Source organism: Massilia litorea (assembly GCF_015101885.1).
GTDB classification, from domain to species: domain Bacteria; phylum Pseudomonadota; class Gammaproteobacteria; order Burkholderiales; family Burkholderiaceae_D; genus Telluria; species Telluria litorea.
In genome coordinates, this window is the sequence record NZ_CP062941.1 from 57,898 (window position 1) to 78,085 (window position 20,188).

The following is a 20,188-nucleotide window of genomic DNA, read 5'->3' on the forward strand; positions in this document are numbered from 1 at the left end:
GGCGTTAAAACGTTTTACCAAAAAAAAAATGGGCATCTGCCCATCTTTTGTATTTACAACCCAACCAGATGAAAGCACTTGCACCAAATTAATACTGGGGAAGGACTTCGATTAGGCTGCAAATTATAACGTATTCGAGGGCACGCTGCAATCGACATACCATTTTATGAGCAAGCAAACAACGGCCGCGCACGATATTAAAGCTGAAACTGGTGGTGTTTCGAACACAACAGGCCCGGAGCGCCAGTGTGCACTTCGAACCGATGCGTAACGTAGGGTGGGCTCCGCCCACGCGGACGCGCCATACGAGCAGCGTTACAGACACGCTCGGAGCGACCATATGAAGACAGGCCGCGAAAATTCAAGCGCCATAGACGCGTGGAGTCAGGATTCCACCCTACACCACCACCGGAGTGTCAGCCCCGGCGTCCGCGGCGCGGCAGACCGTGCTCGGACCCGCGCGGACCCTGGCCGCCGCGACGGCCGCCACCGGTGCCGGCAAAGCCGAAGGTGGTCTGCAGCGGATCGGGCTGCTTCGGACGGCTGCTGCCGCCACTGTTCGGACGGCCCGACGCATTGCCGCCAAAGCCGCCGGCGTTGCCGCCTCGGCCCTTGCCGCCCGCAGGACGGCCCACGGGTGCCTGGCCGCCGCGCGGCGGGACGCCGACGCGCGCCACCGGCGGCCCGAACGGGTCGACGTTGCGATTCGCGTCGGCACGGTCGATGCGGTTACCGTCGGAACGGCGCGGATCGGCCGGCTGGCCGCCCTTGCCCTTGCCCTTGCCGTCGCCGCCGGCGCCGCCCTTCTTCTCGATCCCGAAGGCCGACATGAAGCTGCGCACGTCGTTTTCTTCCAGCTCTTCCCAGCGGCCACGCTTCAGGCCCGACGGCAGCGTCATCGCGCCGTAGCGGGTACGGATCAGGCGCGAGACAGTCAGGCCGACCGCTTCGAACATGCGGCGCACTTCGCGGTTGCGGCCTTCGCCGATGACCACGCGGTACCACTTGTTGATGCCTTCGCCGCCGCCGTCGGCGATCTTGGTGAAGTTCGCCAGACCGTCGTCGAGTTCGACGCCGGCCAGCAGCTTCTGGCGCATGCCCTCTTCCAGCACGCCCAGCGTCCGCACGGCGTATTCGCGGTCGATGTTGTAACGCGGGTGCATCAGGCGGTTCGCCAGGTCGCCAGAGGTCGTGAACAGCAGCAGGCCTTCGGTGTTGAAGTCGAGGCGGCCCACGGCCAGCCACTTGCCGGTCTTCATGGTCGGCAGGCGATCGAACACCGATGGACGGCCTTCCGGATCGTCATGGCTGACAATCTCCCCGGCCGGCTTGTGGTACACCAGCACGCGCGGCGGCTTGCTGCTGGTGACGCGGCGCTGGATCAGCTTGCCGTTGATGCGCACGGCGTCGGTCGGCAGGATGCGCTGGCCGATGTGGGCCGGCTCGCCGTTCACCGACACGCGGCCGGCGACGATCAGGTCTTCCATGTCGCGGCGCGAACCGAGACCGGCTTCGGCCAGCACCTTGTGCAGCTTCGGCGCATCGTCGTCGGCGGTCAGGTCGCGGCGCACCTGCTTCGCAGGCTGGCCACGGCCGCCTTCGTTGGCGTCGAAGGCGTCCGAGGTGACAAACGAGAAGACGGCGTCGGCGTCGTTCGGCTTGGCGCCCGGCTTGCCCTTGCCGTTCGGCTTGCCGCCCTGGCCGCGCGGATTCTGCTGGCCTTGCTGTCCCTGCTGCGCATTGCGCTGGCCGGCCTGTGCACCACCGCCTTTACCGTTCTTGCCTTTGCCCTTGGCCTGGCGCTGCTGCTCGCGGCGCGGTTGCTCGGCGGCGGCGCCCTGCTCGCCCTGCGCTTGCGGCGCGTCGGCTGCCGGTGCTTCAGGCGCGGCGGCCGCTGCGGCGACCGGCTGGCGTGCTTCGCGGCTGGCGCGCTGTTCGCGCATCTGGCGCGGACCGCGCGGCTTGCGCTGGCCGTCGCCTTTCCCTTGTTCCTGGCGCGGCGCGTCGGCAGCAGCCATGTTGTCCGCCGCAGGGGCCGACGCGGCGGCCGGCTGCGGCCAGGTTTCCATCGCCGGGGCCGGCGCTTCGGCCGGCTTGGCCTTGGCGGCACGTGGCTTGCGTACGGAGACGCGCGCCGGCGCAGGATCGGCAGCCGGTGCAGCCGCCGGCGCGGCGGCCGGCGCAGGCGCTTGCGCGCTCACGGGCGCTGCGGCCTCGGCCGCAATAGCCGCCTTGGTGCGGCGCTTCGGCTTCTCGGCCGCAGGCGCAGCGTCGGCGGCAGGCGCGGCTGCGGCAGCTGGAGCAGCAGCTTTGGTGCGGCGCTTCGGCTTGGCCGCTTCGTCCTTGCCCGGTTCGGCAGGCGTGATGTCGGTGTCAGTTGGATTCATCGTTCGTTTCGTTGTTGTTGACCCTGTCCACGCCGTAGGCCGGTTGCGGGTCGTGTATCGGGACTTCAACGGGTGAAGTAACTTGTTCTTCTTCGGCGTCCGCCTGTGCGTCCGCCTTGTCAAAATTCTGCTGCAGCGCCGCTTCCAGCGCCTCCAGGCTGCGCCCGTCCTGGGCGTCGGCAATGCTGTCAAGCGGAGGCAATTGCCCCAGCGATGCCAGGCCGAGGTCGTCGAGGAATTGCTTCGTCGTCCCCAGCAGGGCTGGCCGTCCAACCACTTCGCGGTGGCCGACGACGTCGATCCAGCCGCGGTCTTCCAGCATCTTGATCGTCTGCGAGTTGACTGCGACGCCGCGGATTTCCTCGATGTCGCCGCGCGTGACCGGCTGGCGGTAGGCAATGATCGCCAGCGTCTCGAGCGTGGCGCGCGAATACTTCGGCGGCTTTTCCGGCGTGATGCGGTCGAGATACACCTTCATCTCCGGACGGCTCTGGAAGCGCCAGCCCGAGGCCAGGCTGACGATCTCGATGCCGCGGTCCTGCCAGTCGTGGCGGAGTTCCTCGAGCAGAAGCTTGATGGTGTCGGCCCCGACGCCGATGCCGAGGACGCGCCCGTTGGCGTCGACATCGGCAAACAGCTTCTTCATGCCGTGCAGCGACATCGGCTCGCGCGCGCACAGCAAGGCGGTCTCGAGGACCCGCTTGGCCTCATCAGTCTTCATTCTCGATGTCGTCAGGCTCGCGCCAAAGGTTCAAACAAATACGCGTCCGACGGGCACCGGCTGGCCGGATACGGCGCAGCGCAGGCCCTATCGCCGACGCGGTTCGAGGTACTGCTCGCGCAGTCGTGCTTCTCTACAGGAATCAAGGCCCGCGCTTGGACGCGGCGGGCGATAGTACGGTGGCGGGACAGGACCCGCCCACCGGCTGCCCGCGTGCCAGGCGGTCAACCTACAGGTGATTATCTAGCGAAACGCGGATTTTGCATGCGGCTTCGAGGCTCGGCTCGGTGGGCACGTCATGACGACAATCGACGTCGTTTCTTCCAACTGCGGGCCATTGTAACCGATAAAACACAGGAAGGGCCACTTGCGCAAGGGGTGCGAGCCCGCTTTGGCTTCAAGCTGACAGTTTTTCGGCCAAAACGGCGGACACGCCAAGGAAAGCCGGATATTCGGCAGTGATCACGTAGGTGGGTACCTGGGCCAGGTAGGAAGCGAAGCGGCCCTTCTGTTCGAAGCGGCTGCGGAAAGGCGAGCTGGCAAAGCGTTCGCCCAGGCGCGGCACGATGCCGCCGCCGATGTAGACGCCGCCTTGGGCACCGAGCGTAACGGCAAGATTGCCGGCGACGGTGCCGAGCATGCCGCAGAAGACGTCGAGTACCTGGCTCGAGAGCGCGCACTCCCCCGCCAGCGCGCGGCGCGAAATTTCCGGTGCCGACAATTCCTCGGCCGGGCGCCCCTGCACATGCGCCAGCGCGCGATGGATCAGCTCGACGCCGGCGCCCGACAGGAAGCGTTCCGCCGAAACATGCTCGAACTCGCGCCATGCGTATTGCAGCACTGCCACTTCGAGTTCGTTGGACGGCGAAAACGTCACATGTCCGCCTTCGCTCGACAAGGCCGTCCAGCTGTCGCCAAACGGGATCAGGCCGGACACGCCGAGGCCGGTGCCGGCGCCGAGCAGGCCCAGTGGTGCCCCCGCACGCGGCAGGCCGCCGCCGACTTGCACCTTGTCGCCCTCCTGCAGATGCGGCAGCGAGCGCGCCAGCGCATAGAAATCGTTGACCACCAGCAGCGTGTCGAGCCCGACTTCGCGGCGCACGGCCTCGATCGAGAATTGCCAGTGGTGGTTGGTCATGCGGATCTGGTCGCCATCGACCGGATTGGCGATCGCCACCGCCGCATGGGCTACCTTGCCGCAGGCGGCCACCTCGGGCGAAGCGAGATAGGCGCGCATGGCGTCGGCAAAGCTCGCATGGTCGCCGCAGGCAAGTACCTGCACCGCCTCGAACTGCCCCGGCGCACGCTCGAGCGCGAATCGTGCATTGGTGCCGCCGACGTCGGCCAGCAGGCGTGCGCTATCGAAGGGAGCGGCGGAGGAAGCAAGGTCGGCAGGCAGAGAAGCAGTCATTGCGGGACATAAGGCTGGGGATGTCCAAGCTTACTGGATTTCTTTGCTGACTTACAAGAAGATTTTGTAGTTTAGGTACAGGATTGAGCAGAGAGTGACCGGATTACCGCACCAGCATAAGTAGTACGACTACGTTAGTCCCTCAAGCCGCGGCCGGGCGCGACTCTGGCGCCTGCGCCTGATGCGCATGCCAGGCATCGAGCCCGCCATGCAGCGGACGCGCCCGGTGAAAGCCGTTGGCCAGGAATTCCTTGGCCACCTGGGCCGCCGTGACGTCGTTCGGGCAGCTGCAATAGACGACGATATGCCGGTCCTTGTCGAGGCTGGCCATCAACTGGCCGGGTTCGCAACTGTTGTATAGCAGCGCGCCCGGGATCGCCGCTTCGAGTTCCTGGGCGGTGCTGCTGCGCGCATCGATGATGAGCGGATCGTGCCCGCCCTCCATCAGCGCCTGCAGTTCAGCGATGGCGATGCGCGGGATGGCGAGCGAGGCGCGGTGCCGGCGCCGCTCCATATGTTTATAGACGATGAACAGCGCCAGCAGGCCGCCCAGCACCATCAGCGCCGCGCTGCCCATGGTTTCCAGTGCCGCCAGCACGCCGTCGACGCTGTCGTGGAAGACCGCCCCGAGGGCGATGCCGGTCCCGCCCCAGAGCAGCGCGCCGCTCGCGGAAAAGCCGAGGAAGGCGCGGGTGCCGGTGCCCAGCGCACCCGACATCGGCGCGGCGATCGTATTGAAGCCGGGCACGAATTTCGAAACGAGCAGGGATTTCGGGCCGTAGCGCCGGAAGCGGTCTTCGGTCTGGTTGACGCAGGAATCGGGAGAAAGGGAAATCCGGCACAGCAAGCGCAGCACGCGCTTGCCGTAATACCGTCCGGCGCGGAACCAGAAATAATCGCAGATCAGGCAGGCGAGCAACACGGCGGCCAGGCACAACTGCCAGCTGGCGCCGCCGTCGACCGCCATCGCACCGGCCAGCACCAGCACCGGGAAAGCGGGGATCGGCAGGCCGAACTGCTCCAGCAGCACCGTGCCGAAGACGAGGAAGACGCCGTAGTGCTGGATCAGGAGCGAGAGCTGGGACATCCGGTCATGGTAGCCCAAATCGGCGGTCAAGGTTGGCAACGGCCGCCTTCGAGGCTACCCATCGTTCCGCGTGGGCACGGAGTGTCCACCCTACGCCAGACGCGGAATCGCCCCCAGCAGCGAGCGCGTGTACGGATGCTGCGGATTGCGGTACAGCTCGTCCGAATCCGCCATCTCGACCACGCTGCCATGGTGCATCACCATCACCCGGTCGGCGATATAGCGCACCACCGATAAATCGTGCGAGATGAAGATATAGCTCAGCTTGTACTCGTCCTGCAGGTCCTGCAGCAAATTCAGCACCTGCGCCTGGACCGAGACGTCGAGGGCCGATACCGATTCGTCGCAGACAAGGATTTCCGGCTTCATCGTCAGGCAGCGGGCAATGGCGATGCGCTGGCGCTGGCCGCCGGAAAACTCGTGCGGATAGCGGTGGAAGGCTTGCGCCGGCAAGCCGACCCGCTCCAGCAAGGCATGCACGGTGTTGGTGCGCTCGCGGTCGTCCTCGCCGATACCGTGGATGCGCATCGGTTCCAGCAGGATCTGGCCGACCGTAAAGCGGGGATTCAGGGACGCGTACGGATTCTGGAAGATGATCTGGATACGCCGTTTATAGGCCGCATACTCGCGGTCCGACAGCGCGAACAGGTCGCGCCCGTCGAACCGGGCACTGCCGCCGGTGGCGCGATGCAGGCGCAGCAGGGTCAAGCCGACCGTGGTCTTGCCGGAACCGGATTCGCCGACCACGCCCAGGGTTTTACCGCGCGGGAGCGTGAACGACACGTCTTTCACGGCGTGGAAGACCCGCTTGCCGAACAGGCCTTCGCGCAGCGTAAAGCTTTTGGCGAGATTGTCCACCACCAGCAGGTTCTCGTCGTCCGCCGCATAGCCGCGCGCACGCTGCGGCAGCGCGGCCAGGGGATCGCTGCGTCCGCTTAAATAATCGTCGATCACGGGCAGGCGCACCGGACGGCTGTCGAGTGTCGGCCGGCAATGCAGCAGGGCGCGCGTATAGGCGTCGCGCGGGGCGCCGAACACTTGCGTCGCACTGCCCTCTTCCCGCACTTCGCCATGGCGCATCACGATCACGCGGTCGGCAATTTCTCCGACCAGTCCGAGGTCGTGGGTGATGAACAGGACCGACATGCGGTGCTTCTTCTGCAGGGCCGCGATCAGTTCCATGATCTGCTTCTGGATCGTCACGTCGAGCGCCGTCGTCGGCTCGTCGGCGATCAGCAGCTTCGGTTCGCAGGCAATGGCCATCGCGATCATCACGCGCTGCTGCTGCCCGCCCGACATCTGGCTCGGATAAGCGTCGATCTTGTTGGCCGGGTCGGGAATGCCGACTTCTTCCAGCAGTTCCAGGGTGCGGGCGCGCGCTTCCCTCTTGCTCATGCCCATATGCCGGCGCAGCACTTCGCCGATCTGGAAGCCCACCGTGAACACCGGATTGAGCGAGGACATCGGCTCCTGGAAGATCATCGCGATGTCCTTGCCGCAGAGCTTGCGGCGCTCGGCGATGGGCAGGTGCAAGAGCTCGCGCCCATTGAACAGCACGCTGGAACCGGGTTCGATGAGCGTCGTCTCCGGCGGCAGCAAACCCATCACGGCCAGCGAGCTGACCGACTTGCCGCTGCCCGATTCGCCGACCAGGGCGACGGTGGCATTCTGCGGCACGTCGAACGAGATGCCCTTGATCGCCTCGGTCGTGTTCTTCTTGTCGACGCGAAAGGAAATGCGCAGGTCGCGCACCTGGAGAAGCATGCTGTTATTCAAATTCGGATTCGGACTCATTTGATTTTCGGATCGAGCGCATCGCGCAGCGCATCGGTGAACAGGGAAAACGCCGTCACCAGCAGTGCCATGGCCCCGGCCGCGGCGGCCAGCTGCCACCATTTACCGAGGATCAGTTCGTTCTGCGCTTCGTTCAGCATGCTGCCCCAGGACACGGTGCCGACCGGCACGCCAAAACCCAGGAAGGACAGGATGACCTCGGCCTTGATGAAGCCGACGACCAGGATCGACAGCTGCACCAGCGCCACGTGCGAGACGTTCGGGAAAATGTGCGAGAACATCTTGCGCCAGCTAGAGGCGCCGATGGCGTCGGCCGCCATCACGTATTCGCGCGCCTTGTGCTTGATGTATTCGGCGCGGATCAGGCGATACGGTCCGGTCCAGCCGGTCAGGCCGAGGATCAGCACGATCGTCAGCACGCCCTTCTGCTGCAGCACCGCGGCCACCGTCAGGATCATCAGGATCGACGGAATCGACGTAAAGATACTGTAGAACCAGTTAAAGACGTCGTCGACCACGCCGCCGAAAAATCCGGACAGGGCGCCGAACAGCGTCCCCAGCGCGACCGCGACAAAGGCGGCGACGAGCCCTACCACGATCGAGGTTTCGCCGCCCTTGATGGTCTTCTTGACGATGTCATGGCCCCACTTGTCGGCCCCGAACGGCAGGGTCAGCGCTTTCGCGCGCGGCGGGTGGCCGGCGTGCACCTCGGCCTTGAGGACCTCGAGTTCAGCCGCCAGCGGATCGAAGGCATTCGGCGGCGTCGGCGCCTGCGGGCGCGCCAATGCGGCGCCGGCGGCGTCGGGGCCGACAAACGATGGCGGCGCGTAATTGACCGCCACCTCGTCTTCCCAATCGCCGGCGACCAGTCCGCTCGAGGACAGCAGCAACAGCAGGATGAAAGCGCCGACCACGCCCAGTGCCGCCATCGCCAGGCGGTCGGCGCGCAGGCGCCGCCAGGCAAGCGTCCACAGGCCGGGAGAAATTTCGTGATGCATCATTGCGTTCATTTCAATTGCACGCGCGGGTCGACCGCGCCATACAGCAGGTCGGCCAGCAGGTTGAACATCATGGTCGCGGCCGCCACATAGACGGTGATGGCCTTGATGACCGGAAAATCGCTGCGCTCCACGGCCAGGATGACTTCGCGCCCAATGCCGGGAATGCCGAAGAAGCGCTCGAGGAGAAAAGCGCCGATCAGCAGCGCCGGCAGGTTCGCCATGACGTGGGTGATGATCGGGATCGCTGCATTGCGCAACACGTGGACCCAGACGATGCGGCGCTCGGACAAGCCTTTTGCACGCGCGGTGCGCACGTAATCCTGGTGCACCTCGTCGAGTACGAAGCTGCGGTACAGGCGCAGGGTCGGCGCGATCGAGACGGCGAGGCCGATGATGATCGGCAGCAGCGCATAGCGCAGCAGGTTCTCGCCCAGGCTCTCGCCCCAGCCCTGCACCGGGAACAGGCCCAGCTTGTAAGCGAAGAAGTACTGGAACACGATGATGTAGACCAGGATCGAGATCGACATGCCGACCGTGCAGGCGACCATCACCGCGCGATCGGTGAGCGAGCCGCGTACGAAAGCAATGGCGAGCGCCAGCGCGATGCCGAAAAAGGTTTCCAGGATGGTCAGCGGCACCAGCACCGTCAGCGAGGGGCCGAGGCGGCTGGCGATGATGTGGGCAACCGGTTCGCCCGTGCTCCAGGCATTCCCGAAATCGAAGGTCGCGATCTGCTTCAGGAAGATCCCGAGCTGCACGTAATACGGCTGGTCGATGCCGAGCTGGGCGCGGATGTTGGCGATCGCCGCCTCATCGGCCATCTTGCCGGCGAGAAGATAGGACGGATCCCCGCCCACCCAGTTAAACAGCAGGAACACGAGCACGATGACGCCCGCCATCGTCGGCAGCATCTGCCACAGCCGCCGCACAATATAAGCCAGCATGGAAATCCCTCAGCGGCCGCCGGCGCCCTGCACTCGCTCGGCCATATCCAAAAGGCGTAACGATAGCGTAAATCGGATGCGCCGGGCGGGTCCGTCATGCTGCGCCGCACAAACCTCACCAAATATCTCGGGAGCACGCCTGTCAAGCCCCGCACGATTGACGAACTCGACTGTTGTTTCCGTGTCGTGCATACCGTGCGCGTCCTTGACCGTGCTGTATTTACATGTTTTTATGCAAGTGGTCGGGAATGAATGGACTAGTTTTCGGCCTTATAACGATACGCATGGCATATGTATGAGCGTTCAGTAGGATTGACATGCTTGTCAATTTCTTAATGCAAACTGCATATATCCTGCGAAATTTTCTGTAGCTATTTTGGAGTAGAGATGTTGAAAAGAACAATGATGTCGCAAGCCGTTTCCATGGCCCTCGCCGCCGCCTTCGCCCTGCCTGCCTTTGCGCAGACCTCCGGCACACCGGAAGTACCGGTCGCCCGTGTGGAAGTGACCGGCTCGAGCATCAAGCGCGCCAGCGCAGAAACCGCATCCCCGGTGCAGGTCGTCACCCGCGATGACCTGGCCAAGTCCGGCAAGGGCACGGTTGCGGAATACCTGCAGACCCTGACCGCTGACGGCGCGGGCTCGCTGCCGACCGGTTTCGGCAACGGCTTTGCGGCCGGTTCGACCGCGATCTCGCTGCGCGGCCTGGGCGCGACCTCGACCCTGGTGCTGCTCAACGGCCGCCGCATGGCGCCGTTCGCGCGCGCCGACGACGGCCAGAAAAGCTTCACCGACCTCTCCACCGTACCCATGGAAGCCGTCGAGCGCATCGAGATCCTGAAGGACGGCGCCTCCTCGACCTACGGCGCCGACGCCATCGCCGGCGTCGTCAACATCATCCTGCGCAAGGACTTCACCGGCATGGTGCTCAAGGGCGAAGTCGGCCAGTCGCGCTACCACGACGGCGAGATGGCCAAGGCCTCGCTGACCTGGGGCATGGGCAAGCTCGACCAGGAAGGCTACAACGTCCTGGTCAATATCGAGGGCTATGCCAACAAGGAGCTCATGAACAAGGACCGCGCCGACCGCAAGTGGATCGGCGCCGGCGACCTGCGCCGCTGGGGCTATCCGCAGAACACGCAGTTCGCGGGCGGCTTCATCACCCCTGGCGCGTCGAGCCCCACCCCGACCGGCGCGCTGCGCGACCCGGTCACCGGCAACTTCGTGTCGCTGCCGGGCTGCGCGGCCCTGTCGACGACGACCGCCCAGGATCCGGCCGGCGGCTGCCTCTGGTACCACGACCAGTTCCGTTCGATGCAGCCGAAGATCGACGGCTTCAACCTCTACACCCGCGCCGCCAAGCGCCTCTCGGGCGGCCACGAACTGTACGCCGAAGCCGGCTATTCGCGCCGCGATACCGAATTCACGCTGATTCCGCCATCGGTGTCGCCGACGGTCGCATTCCCGCCGAACGCCCAGTTCCCGACCGGCGTCATCAACTACGGCACCGGCGCCAACGCCATCGTGCTGGCGGCGAACCACCCGCAGAACCCGTATGGCGTGCCGGTACGCCTGCGCTACTCGGCCTTCGACGTCGGCCCGTCGACCCGTTCGGCCGACAACGCCTTCATGCGCGCCGTCATCGGCGTCAAGGGCGAAGTGGCGGGCTGGGACTACGACACCGCCTATGTCCACTCGCGCTCGGAGCTCGACCTCAACTACAGCAACATGCTGAACATGCCGGCGCTGGCCGCCGCGCTCGGCAACCCGGCAAGCAACCTGTTCCCTTACTACATCGGCGCCCAGGCCGGCCGCAACCCGGCCTCGCTGTACCAGGCGATCGCGCGCAATGCGACCTCGCACTCGACCACGCGCCTCGACATCCTCGACTTCAAGGCTTCGCGCGAACTGATGCAGCTGCCGGGTGGCGCCATGGGCCTGGCTTTCGGCGCCGAATACCGCCGCGAGAAGCTCGACAACCCTTCCCTGTCGGGCACCGAAAACGGTTCGATCAACGCCTCCTACGTGGCCGCGCGCGGCGACCAGGACATCAAGGCGGTCTTCGTCGAGGTGGTGGCGCCGGTCATCAAGGGCGTCGAAGTGAACGGCGCGGTGCGCTATGACCGCTACGAGAACTTCTCGTCGACCACGCCGAAAGTCGGCGTGAAGTGGACCCCGATCCAGACCTTCGCCCTGCGCGGCACCTATTCGGAAGGCTTCCGCGCGCCGGGACCTGCGGAATCGGGCGTCGAAAGCCAGAGCACCGGCACCGCCACTGCACGCGATCCGATCCGTTGCCCGGGCGGCGTCCCGGCCGCCGGCGGCGCGACCCTGGCCGATTGCTCGGTTGCAGTCGGCGCGGTCAAGATCGGCAACCCGAACCTGAAGCCGGAAACCTCGAAAGGCGTGACCCTGGGCATGGTCTGGGATCCGCTGGCCAACACCAGCTTCGCGCTCGACGCCTGGAAGATCAAGCGCAGCGACGAAATCAACCCGCTGCCGTACAACGAAGCAGCCGCCCTGCCGGACGCGATCCGCAGCGACAACAACCTGGTGGTGAACGGCGTCGTGCAGCCGAACACCGGCAGCCTGCTGCTCTCGCGCGCTCCTTACCGCAATTCGAGCTTCACCGAAGTCAAGGGTGTCGACCTGGACCTCAAGCAGCGCTTCCGCATGGGCGATTACGGCCGTGCCACGCTTGGCCTGACCTGGACCCACATCGCTTCGTGGGAACGCGCCGAGTCGGCTACCAAGCATTACCAGTACGCCGGTACCCACGGCAACTGCGACACCTCGAACTGCGCGGGTACGCCGAAGAACAAGGTCAGCATGGTTGCCTCCTGGGACCGTGACGCGCTCAACCTGACGGCAACGGCCAACTACCGCAGCAGCATGCAGAACGTGGCCTTCGCGGGCGACCTGTGCGCTTCGAAGTTTGCCAACGGCAGCGATGCGCCGTATGGCTGCAAACTGGCCTCGTTCACCACGCTCGACCTGTCGGCGCGCTATAACCTGAACCGCAACCTGCAGCTGTTCGCGTCGATCAACAACGTGCTCGACAAGGTGGCACCGCTCGATCCGCTGACCTACGGCGGCCTGAGCTACAACCCGATGGACGCCAGCGGCGCCATCGGCCGCTACTTCAAGCTGGGCGCGCGTTATCAGTTCTAAATGGTAGGGTGGGCGGCTTTGCCGCCCACGCGGCGATCGATAACGGCTCCGCTATCGCGCCGGACGATCTCGCTGCCAACCATCACCGCGTGGGCGGGAGACCGCCCACCCGACGCCCGGCCTCGGCCGGGTTTTTTCATTCCCCGCGCAAACGGCGCTGGCGCACCGACTCCGCCAGGCCCTCCAGCACGCCCACACTCGTTTCCCAGTCGATGCAGCCGTCGGTGACCGACTGGCCATACGCCAGCTCCTTGCCCGGCACCAGGTCCTGGCGGCCGGCCAGCAGGTGCGATTCTATCATCACGCCGACGATGCGCTCGTCGCCCGCCGCGATCTGGCGCCCGATGTCGGCGCACACCGGCACCTGGTTCTCCGGCTTCTTCGAGCTGTTCGCGTGCGAGGCGTCGATCATCAGGCGCGAGGCCAGGCCGAGGGCGGCGATCTGCTTGCAGGCGTCGTCGACGCTGGCGGCGTCGTAGTTCGGCGTCTTGCCGCCGCGCAGGATGATGTGGCAATCCTCGTTGCCGGCCGTCGAGACGATCGCCGAGTGCCCGCCCTTGGTCACGGAAAGGAAGTGGTGCGGCGTCGAGGCGGCCCTGATCGCCTCCACGGCGATCTTGATGTTGCCGTCGGTACCGTTCTTGAAACCGACCGGGCAGGACAGCCCGGAAGCGAGCTCGCGGTGCACCTGCGACTCGGTAGTTCGCGCGCCGATGGCGCCCCAGCTGATCAGATCGGCGATGTACTGCGGGCTGATCACGTCGAGGAATTCGGTACCGGCAGGCAGTCCCATCTCGTTGACGTCGCGCAGCAGCTCACGCGCCATGCGCAAGCCGTCATTGATGCGGAAGCTGTTGTCCATGTAGGGGTCGTTGATCATGCCCTTCCAGCCTACCGTCGTGCGCGGCTTTTCGAAATACACCCGCATCACGATCTCGAGCTCGCCGATAAAGCGGTGGCGCTGTTCGACCAGGCGCCGTGCGTATTCGAGCGCGGCCTTCGGATCGTGGATCGAGCAGGGTCCGATCACCACCATCAGGCGGTCGTCCTGGCCATGCAGGATGCGGTGCAGCGCCACCCGCGCCGCGGATGCCGTTTCCTCGGCCATTGGTGTCACCGGAAACTCGCGGATCAGGTGCGAAGGTGGCGTCAGTTCCTTCATTTCGCGGATGCGTAAATCGTCGGTACGAGGCATGCGGTACTCCGTTTCGTTGGTCTGGGCTGCAAATAAAAAAACCGCCATCTCTGGCGGTTTCTGGTTGTTCGGTCTGTTCTGCTGTCGCGTGAACCTGCCGCTATTCCACCGCCTGAGGGCCGGAAAAGCTAAACCAAAAATAGCAGGTAAAGAAGACAGGGTTGCGCATGAGGGATCCGAAAAGCTTGAAACGACTATAACCCTTGGCTGGGAAGCTTGGCAAGGGTTTTGTCGCAGTGCGTCATTTGCTGCATAAATCATCAGTGATGAGCAAGCGGTTGCGCAGAACGGACAGGTTTTTGAACGCTCCAGAAACGTTTGAGAGATATCAGATGGTGTGTTGTCTTCAATGCAAAAGTCGGACCAAGCCCCCGTCCGGCCTGCACACACCTTTGCTTCGGATCAGTTTCTTTGAATCCAAACCATGAGGCGACGTAAGGTGCGGCTACAGTCAGGACAGGGATTTCCATACGATCCCTTGGAGTCGAGACATGACCGAGACCTTGTTATCCAGATCCGTGCGCCGCCTGTTCGCAGGTGGCGGCGCCATCGGCCCGATTTTGCTGGTCCAGCTGCTGGTCCAGCCGCAAGCCCATGCGCAGGAAGCGGCCGAGCGGCCGGTCGCGCGCGTCGTCGTCACCGGCAGTAACATCCGCCGTGCGGAAGCCGAAACCGCTTCGTCGGTGCTGACCGTCAACCGGGCCGACATCGAGCGCTCCGGCAAAAGCACCGTGTCCGAACTGCTGCAGACCCTGGCGGTGGACAACCAGGGCTCGGTGCCGAGCAGCTTCGGCAACGGCTTCGCGGCCGGCGCCTCGGGCATTTCGCTGCGCGGCCTCGGCACGGCCTCGACCCTGGTGCTGCTCAACGGCCGGCGCATGGCGCCCTACGGCCTGGCCGACGACGGCCAGAAGGTATTCTCAGACCTGAACGTGATCCCGACCGACGCCGTCGACCGCATCGAGATCCTGAAGGACGGCGCCTCCGCCATCTACGGCTCGGACGCGATCGCCGGCGTCGTCAACATCATCCTGCGCCGCGACTTCAAGGGCACCACGGTGCGCGGGTCCCTCGGCATGACCGGGGACTGGGACGGCGAGAAGGAGAACTACGCGATTACCCACGGCTTCGGCGACCTCCAGGCCGACCGCTACAACGTGCTGCTCAATTTCGAGTACAAGCGCAACAACAACATCTGGCTGCGCGAGCGCGACGACCGCCGCCACATCGGCCGCATCGACCTGCGGCGCTGGGGCTATTCGGCGCAGCAGGCGCTGGGCGGCACCGGCGCCATCACGGGACCGAACGCCGCCGGCAGCGCGATCAACGGCAATGTGCGCAATCCGCTCACCAACAACTACTACAACCGTGGCAGCCTCGACCCGGCAGCCGGATTCACGCGCCCCCAACCGGGCGCCGCCTGCTCGAACTTCACCAATCAACCGCAGGGTGACCCCGGCGGTGGCTGCCTGATCGATTCGACCCTGCTGTACAACCAGATCGTGCCGCAGCAGGAAAACTACAGCGTGTTCGGGCGCGGCACCTTCCGCCTGACGCCGGAGATCGAGGGCTATACCGAGCTGAACCTGTACAAGAGCCTGACTGCAGCGTCGACCACCCCCTCGACCGTCAGCGCCAACGTCGGTTTCCCGGGCGGACCAGTCAGCAATGCCGATATCGCGCTCGGCGCCGGCCATCCGGACAACCCATATTTCGGCACCGCCGCCCGCCTGCGCTACCTGGCTGCCGACGTCGGACCGCGGGTCTCGAACATCGACTCCATCTTCGTGCGCGCGCTCGCCGGCATCAAGGGCAGCTTTGCCGGCTGGGAATACGATACCGCCCTGCTGTTCTCGCGCAACAGGGTCAGCAACGAGCGCTCCGGCTACCTGCAGCGCGACGTCGCCTATGCGCTGCTCAACCCGACTGCGGCGAATGTCGCCCTGGCGCAAGCCGGCAGCCCGGCCTATGCCGCGCTGCCGGCCGGTACCCTGTGGCGCATCGGCGAAAACGCGGGGCTGAACACTCCCGAGGTGTACGGCGCGCTGTCGCCAAGGATCGCGAACGACGCCCGCACGAAAATCATCCAGGGCGACTTCAAGGCCACGCGCGAAGTCGGGCAGTTGGCCGGCGGCGCGATCGGCGTTGCGGCCGGCGCCGAGTGGCGGCGCGAAGAAACCGAGCTGCAGCCGACCGCCGGTACCGAACGCGGCAACATAATCGGCCTCGGCTACTCGGCCTACCGCGGCGCGCGCAATGTCTTCGCGCTGTACGGCGAGGCGCTGGCGCCGGTGCTGCCGGGCCTGGAAGTGACGGGCGCGCTGCGCTGGGACCATTTCACCGACGTCGGCAACTCGTACACGCCGAAGGCCGGCGTCAAGTGGCAGCCGGTGCCCCAGCTGGCCCTGCGCGGCACGTTTGCGCGCGGCTTCCGAGCCCCGAGCGCGGCCGAAAACGGGGTCGGCGGACTGGCCGCCTTCTCGACCGCGGCCGATCCCCTGCGCTGCGGCCTCGGCGTGGCGGCGGCCTGCAACCCGGCGTCGATCGCGATCATCACCTCGCCCAATCCGAACCTCTCGCCGGAACGCTCGAAGAGCTACAACCTCGGCGTCATCTGGGACCCCTTGCCGCGCACCAGCGTCTCGGTCGACTTCTGGAAGATCAAGCGCAAGAACGAGATCAACCAGGAACTGACCACCGCGGCGATCGCCGCCGGCCACGTTGCGCGCGACCCCAGCACTGCACAACAACCGGGCGACCCGGGGGCGATCACGGCCGTGCTGGCGAACTACGTCAACTCGGCCCAGACCGAGGTGCGCGGCGTCGACGTCGACGCCCGCCACACGGTGCGCCTGCCCGGCGACTGGGGCAATATCCTGCTCGACGGTAAATGGACGTATATCGACAAATGGCTGCGCACTGAACTCGACGGCAGCTCGCGCGACTTCGCCGGCACCCATGGCAACTGCGACGTCTCGAACTGCGTCGGCACGCCGGACCACCGCGTGAACCTGCGCGCCGCCTGGGACCGCGGCGACTGGCGCGTGTCGCTGAACGCCAACTTCCGCGGCACGATCGAGAATACGCAGTTCAAGAACGATCCGCGCGGCTGCGCCAGCCACTTCGCCAACGGCGAGGATGCGCCGAGCGACTGCAGGCTGGCCTCGTTCACGACCTTCGACCTGGTCGCGCGCTGGAAACCGCTCCCCGGCCTCGAAGTGTTCGGCAGCATCGAGAACCTGTTCGACAAGATCGCCCCCCTCGATCCGCTGACCTATGGCGCCCAGGCCTACAACCCGCTCGACTTCCAGGGCGCGGTGGGGCGTACCTTCACGCTGGGAGCGCGCTACACGTTCTGATCCGAGGAAGTGGAGGCAGGGAGGCAGAGGCAGACCCGGCGCCGGCCGGTGCGCACGCACTGGCCGACGCTGGCTTGGGTGGGCTCCTTGCCATGTCGCATGCAAGCGCGGCGCCGGATGTGGCGCACATCCAACGGCTTTCCCCGGCAAGCAATGCTTTTGGCGCCAAGAGCACACGAACTCCCACGCCATTTGAGCGCGATCACTCAAATCGACAGGCACGGTGCAAGACTCAGTCCCAATCACCCCCGCCTGACCACAGTTGTCCATGCTTGCGGTCAATTTACCTACAGATAAGCATTGAGGTGGCGCAATGAGGGGCCGACAATCTTCCAGGAGCCGGAAATGAACGAAACCATCTTGTCCCGCCAGCTGCGCCGCCTGTTTGGCAATGCCGTGGCGGGCCTTGGCCTGCTGGCCTGCCTGCCAGCCGGCGCGCAGGACACAAGCGCCCAGCCGATGCAGCGCGTCGAAGTGACGGGCTCGTCGATCAAGCGGCTGGCGACCGAAAGCTCGTTGCCGATCACGACCATCCGCGCCGCCGACTTCGTCAAGCAGGGCCTGACGACGGCCCAGGACGTGCTCAACACGATCCCGATGAACCAGACCTCGACGGTGAGTTCGTCGGCGGTCGGCGCCGGCACCGGCGGGCGCGCCGTGGCCGACCTGCGCGGCCTCGGCGGCGACAAGACGCTGGTGTTGCTCAATGGCCGGCGCCTGGCGAACCACCCGTATTTCGCCGACACCGTCGACCTGAACATCATCCCGCTCTCGGCGCTCGAACGGGTCGAGGTGCTGCGCGACGGCGCCTCCGCGATCTACGGCACCGATGCGATCGGCGGCGTCATCAACTTCATCACCAAGCGCTCGGTCGAGGGCGGCGCGGTCACGCTCGAAGGCTACGAGCCGCTGCGCCGCGGGGGCGGCGACGAACAGCGCGTCAACGCCTCGGGCGGCTGGGGCGACCTCGAGCGCGACGGCTACAGCATGTTCGGCGTGCTCGACTACCACCAGCAGAGCGCGCTGCGCTCCACCGACCGCAGCTTCTCGCGCACCGGCGTGCGGCCCGAGCGCGGCATGAACGAAATCAGCCGTACGCCTTTCCCGGCCAATTTCTTTTCAAGCCTCGGCATCGCCGGCAACCCGTCTTTCGCCACCGGCTGCCGGCCGCCGGACACCCTGCCCGCCACCGACGACCCGGTCTGCGAATTCGACTACACCCAGTTCGTCGACAACGTCCCCAAGACGCGCCAGTACAGCGCGATGGGCAAGTTCAACCGCAAGCTCGGCGCCGACCACATCGGCAGCCTGGAAGTGCTGTGGGGCCGCAGCACCAACGAGTCGCGCGTCGCGCCGCCGCCGCTGTCGAACATCGGCGTCACCATGACGGCGGCGAGCCCCTACTATCCCGGCGCCGGCATCACGCCGGCCTTCCCTGGCCTGACCGGCGAGGACCTCGACATCAGCTGGCGCCCGGTCGAGACCGGCGGACGCCTGAACTACGACAGCAGCAGCACGGTGCGCCTGCTGGCCAGCCTCGAGGGCACCCTGGCCGGCTGGGATTACAATGCCGGACTATCGCATTCGATGGGCCGGGCGCGCAGCGCCTTCCGCGGCGGCTACGTGATCGACCAGGCCATCATCAACGGGGTCGGGGCCGGCATCCTGAATCCCTTCGGTCCGCAAAGCCCGGAGGGCGCCGCCTACCTGCAGAACTCGCTGCTGCTGGGTGAATACCTGCATGCGCGCATCCTCAGCAGCGCCGTCGACGCACGCGCCAGCCGCGAACTGATGACCCTGCCCGCTGGGCCCCTGGGCTTTGCCGTCGGCGCCGAATTCCGGCGCGACAGTGCCAAGTATTTCGTCAACCGGCCACTGGCCAGCCAGGCCTCGAGCTCGGGCTACGCCGACGCCCAGGACCAGAGGGGCCAGCGCCGCATCTACGCCGTCTTCACTGAGCTCAACGTGCCAGTGATCAAGGACCTCGAGCTGAACTTCGCCGGCCGCTACGACCATTACAGCGACGTCGGCGGCAGCTTCAATCCGAAAGTCTCCGTGCGCTACCAGCCGGTACCCCAGGTGCTGGTGCGCGGCTCGTTCAACAAGGGCTTCCGGGCGCCGACGCTGTTCGACCTGTTCGGTCCGCAATCGACCACCAACAGCTCCGACACCTATGACGATCCGCGCCTGTGTCCGGGCGGCGTGGCCATTCCCGGCGCCAACCCGAACATCGTCTGCGGCCAGCAGCAGAACATACGCGGCGGCGGCAACCCCGACCTGTCTCCGGAACGTTCGCGCACCTTCAGCGCTGGCATCGTGGTCGAGCCGATCCCCTCGCTGACGCTGTCGGCCGACTACTGGCAAATCAAGCTCAAGGACCAGATCAATTCGCTGGCCGAGCAAACGATCTTCGGCGACCCGGTGAAATACCAGAACCTGTTCGTCTACGACCCGAGCGGCACCCGGCTCAACTACGTGCTCGACCTCACCGACAACCTCGGCGAAGTGCGTACCCGCGGCCTCGACCTGTCCGTGCTGTACCGGCTGCCGCGCAACGATTTCGGCAACATCAGCCTTTCGATCGATGGCACCTATGTCAACAAATACGAGTACCAGAACGAGCGCGGCGGCCCGTTCACGCAGAACGCCGGACGCTATGCCGACGCCAGCCCGGTGTTCCGGTGGCGCCACAACCTGCTGCTGACCTTGGTACGCGGCGACTACAGCTTCAACCTGACGAACCGCTACCTGTCGCACTACGAAGACCAGAACACGTCCGTTGCGCCCGAGTTCGCCAACAAGGTCCGGCATTACTCGACCTGGTCGCTGTCGACCACCTTCACCGGCAACAAGATGTTCGAACTGACCGCCGGTATCAAGAACCTGTTCGACAAGGAGCCGCCGTTTACGAACCAGGTCACGAACTTCCAGCTGGGCTACGATCCGCGCTATACGGATCCGATCGGGAGGACGGTGTATGCGCGGTTGACGTACAAGTTCTGAGGGGTGGCGGGTAATCCTGCAACTTCAAACGGAGGGACGCAGGGTGGGCCTCGGCGGCCCCGCGGTTTGCCGCCCACGCGTTCAACCGGCTGATGATATTTCGGGAAGAAGCCAG

The 20,188-nt window shown here is 65.5% G+C and carries 11 protein-coding genes; 3 read left to right on the forward strand and 8 right to left on the reverse strand.

Translation table 11 applies throughout. The features are described from left to right. Nucleotides 1-416: 416 nt before the first annotated feature. From rluB to LPB04_RS00330, 7 genes are all read right to left on the reverse strand, one after another. A complete protein-coding gene (gene rluB, locus LPB04_RS00300; RefSeq protein ID WP_193686843.1) occupies nucleotides 417-2,387 on the reverse strand; it encodes a 23S rRNA pseudouridine(2605) synthase RluB in 1,971 nt (656 codons plus the stop codon). Further along, nucleotides 2,374-3,108, reverse strand: coding sequence for an SMC-Scp complex subunit ScpB (gene scpB, locus LPB04_RS00305; protein ID WP_193686844.1), 735 nt, complete (start codon nucleotides 3,106-3,108; stop codon nucleotides 2,374-2,376). Before scpB ends, rluB begins: the two co-directional genes overlap by 14 nt. A 397-nt stretch (nucleotides 3,109-3,505) precedes the next feature. Further along, entirely contained in the window at nucleotides 3,506-4,519 is a 1,014-nt protein-coding gene (locus LPB04_RS00310) for a glucokinase (RefSeq protein ID WP_193686845.1), read from the reverse strand. 142 nt (nucleotides 4,520-4,661) lie between these two features. After that, entirely contained in the window at nucleotides 4,662-5,636 is a 975-nt protein-coding gene (locus LPB04_RS00315) for a DedA family protein/thiosulfate sulfurtransferase GlpE (protein WP_307727301.1), read from the reverse strand. Between the two features lie 60 nt (nucleotides 5,637-5,696). Continuing rightward, complete coding sequence (locus LPB04_RS00320) at nucleotides 5,697-7,400, reverse strand: ABC transporter ATP-binding protein (RefSeq protein ID WP_193686846.1); 1,704 nt, start codon at nucleotides 7,398-7,400, stop codon at nucleotides 5,697-5,699. After that, entirely contained in the window at nucleotides 7,397-8,401 is a 1,005-nt protein-coding gene (locus tag LPB04_RS00325; protein ID WP_407943873.1) for an ABC transporter permease, read from the reverse strand. The genes LPB04_RS00320 and LPB04_RS00325 overlap by 4 nt, the downstream gene beginning before the upstream one ends. A gap of 5 nt (nucleotides 8,402-8,406) precedes the next feature. Continuing rightward, on the reverse strand, nucleotides 8,407-9,345 hold the full coding sequence (locus LPB04_RS00330; RefSeq protein ID WP_193686848.1) for an ABC transporter permease: 939 nt from the start codon (nucleotides 9,343-9,345) through the stop codon (nucleotides 8,407-8,409). 387 nt (nucleotides 9,346-9,732) lie between these two features. Here LPB04_RS00330 and LPB04_RS00335 point away from each other — a divergent pair, with 387 nt between their 5' ends. Continuing rightward, nucleotides 9,733-12,516, forward strand: coding sequence for a TonB-dependent receptor (locus tag LPB04_RS00335; RefSeq protein WP_227496561.1), 2,784 nt, complete (start codon nucleotides 9,733-9,735; stop codon nucleotides 12,514-12,516). Nucleotides 12,517-12,652: 136 nt separating this feature from the next. On the opposite strand, the gene aroG is transcribed toward LPB04_RS00335, so the two are convergent. Continuing rightward, nucleotides 12,653-13,711, reverse strand: a complete 1,059-nt coding sequence (gene aroG, locus LPB04_RS00340; RefSeq protein WP_193686849.1) for a 3-deoxy-7-phosphoheptulonate synthase AroG — start codon at nucleotides 13,709-13,711, stop codon at nucleotides 12,653-12,655. 491 nt (nucleotides 13,712-14,202) lie between these two features. Between aroG and LPB04_RS00345 the strand changes: the two genes are divergently transcribed. Further along, on the forward strand, nucleotides 14,203-17,070 hold the full coding sequence (locus LPB04_RS00345; RefSeq protein WP_193686850.1) for a TonB-dependent receptor: 2,868 nt from the start codon (nucleotides 14,203-14,205) through the stop codon (nucleotides 17,068-17,070). A 345-nt stretch (nucleotides 17,071-17,415) separates the two neighbouring features. Continuing rightward, nucleotides 17,416-20,073, forward strand: coding sequence for a TonB-dependent receptor (locus LPB04_RS00350; protein ID WP_193686851.1), 2,658 nt, complete (start codon nucleotides 17,416-17,418; stop codon nucleotides 20,071-20,073). Nucleotides 20,074-20,188: the final 115 nt, after the last annotated feature.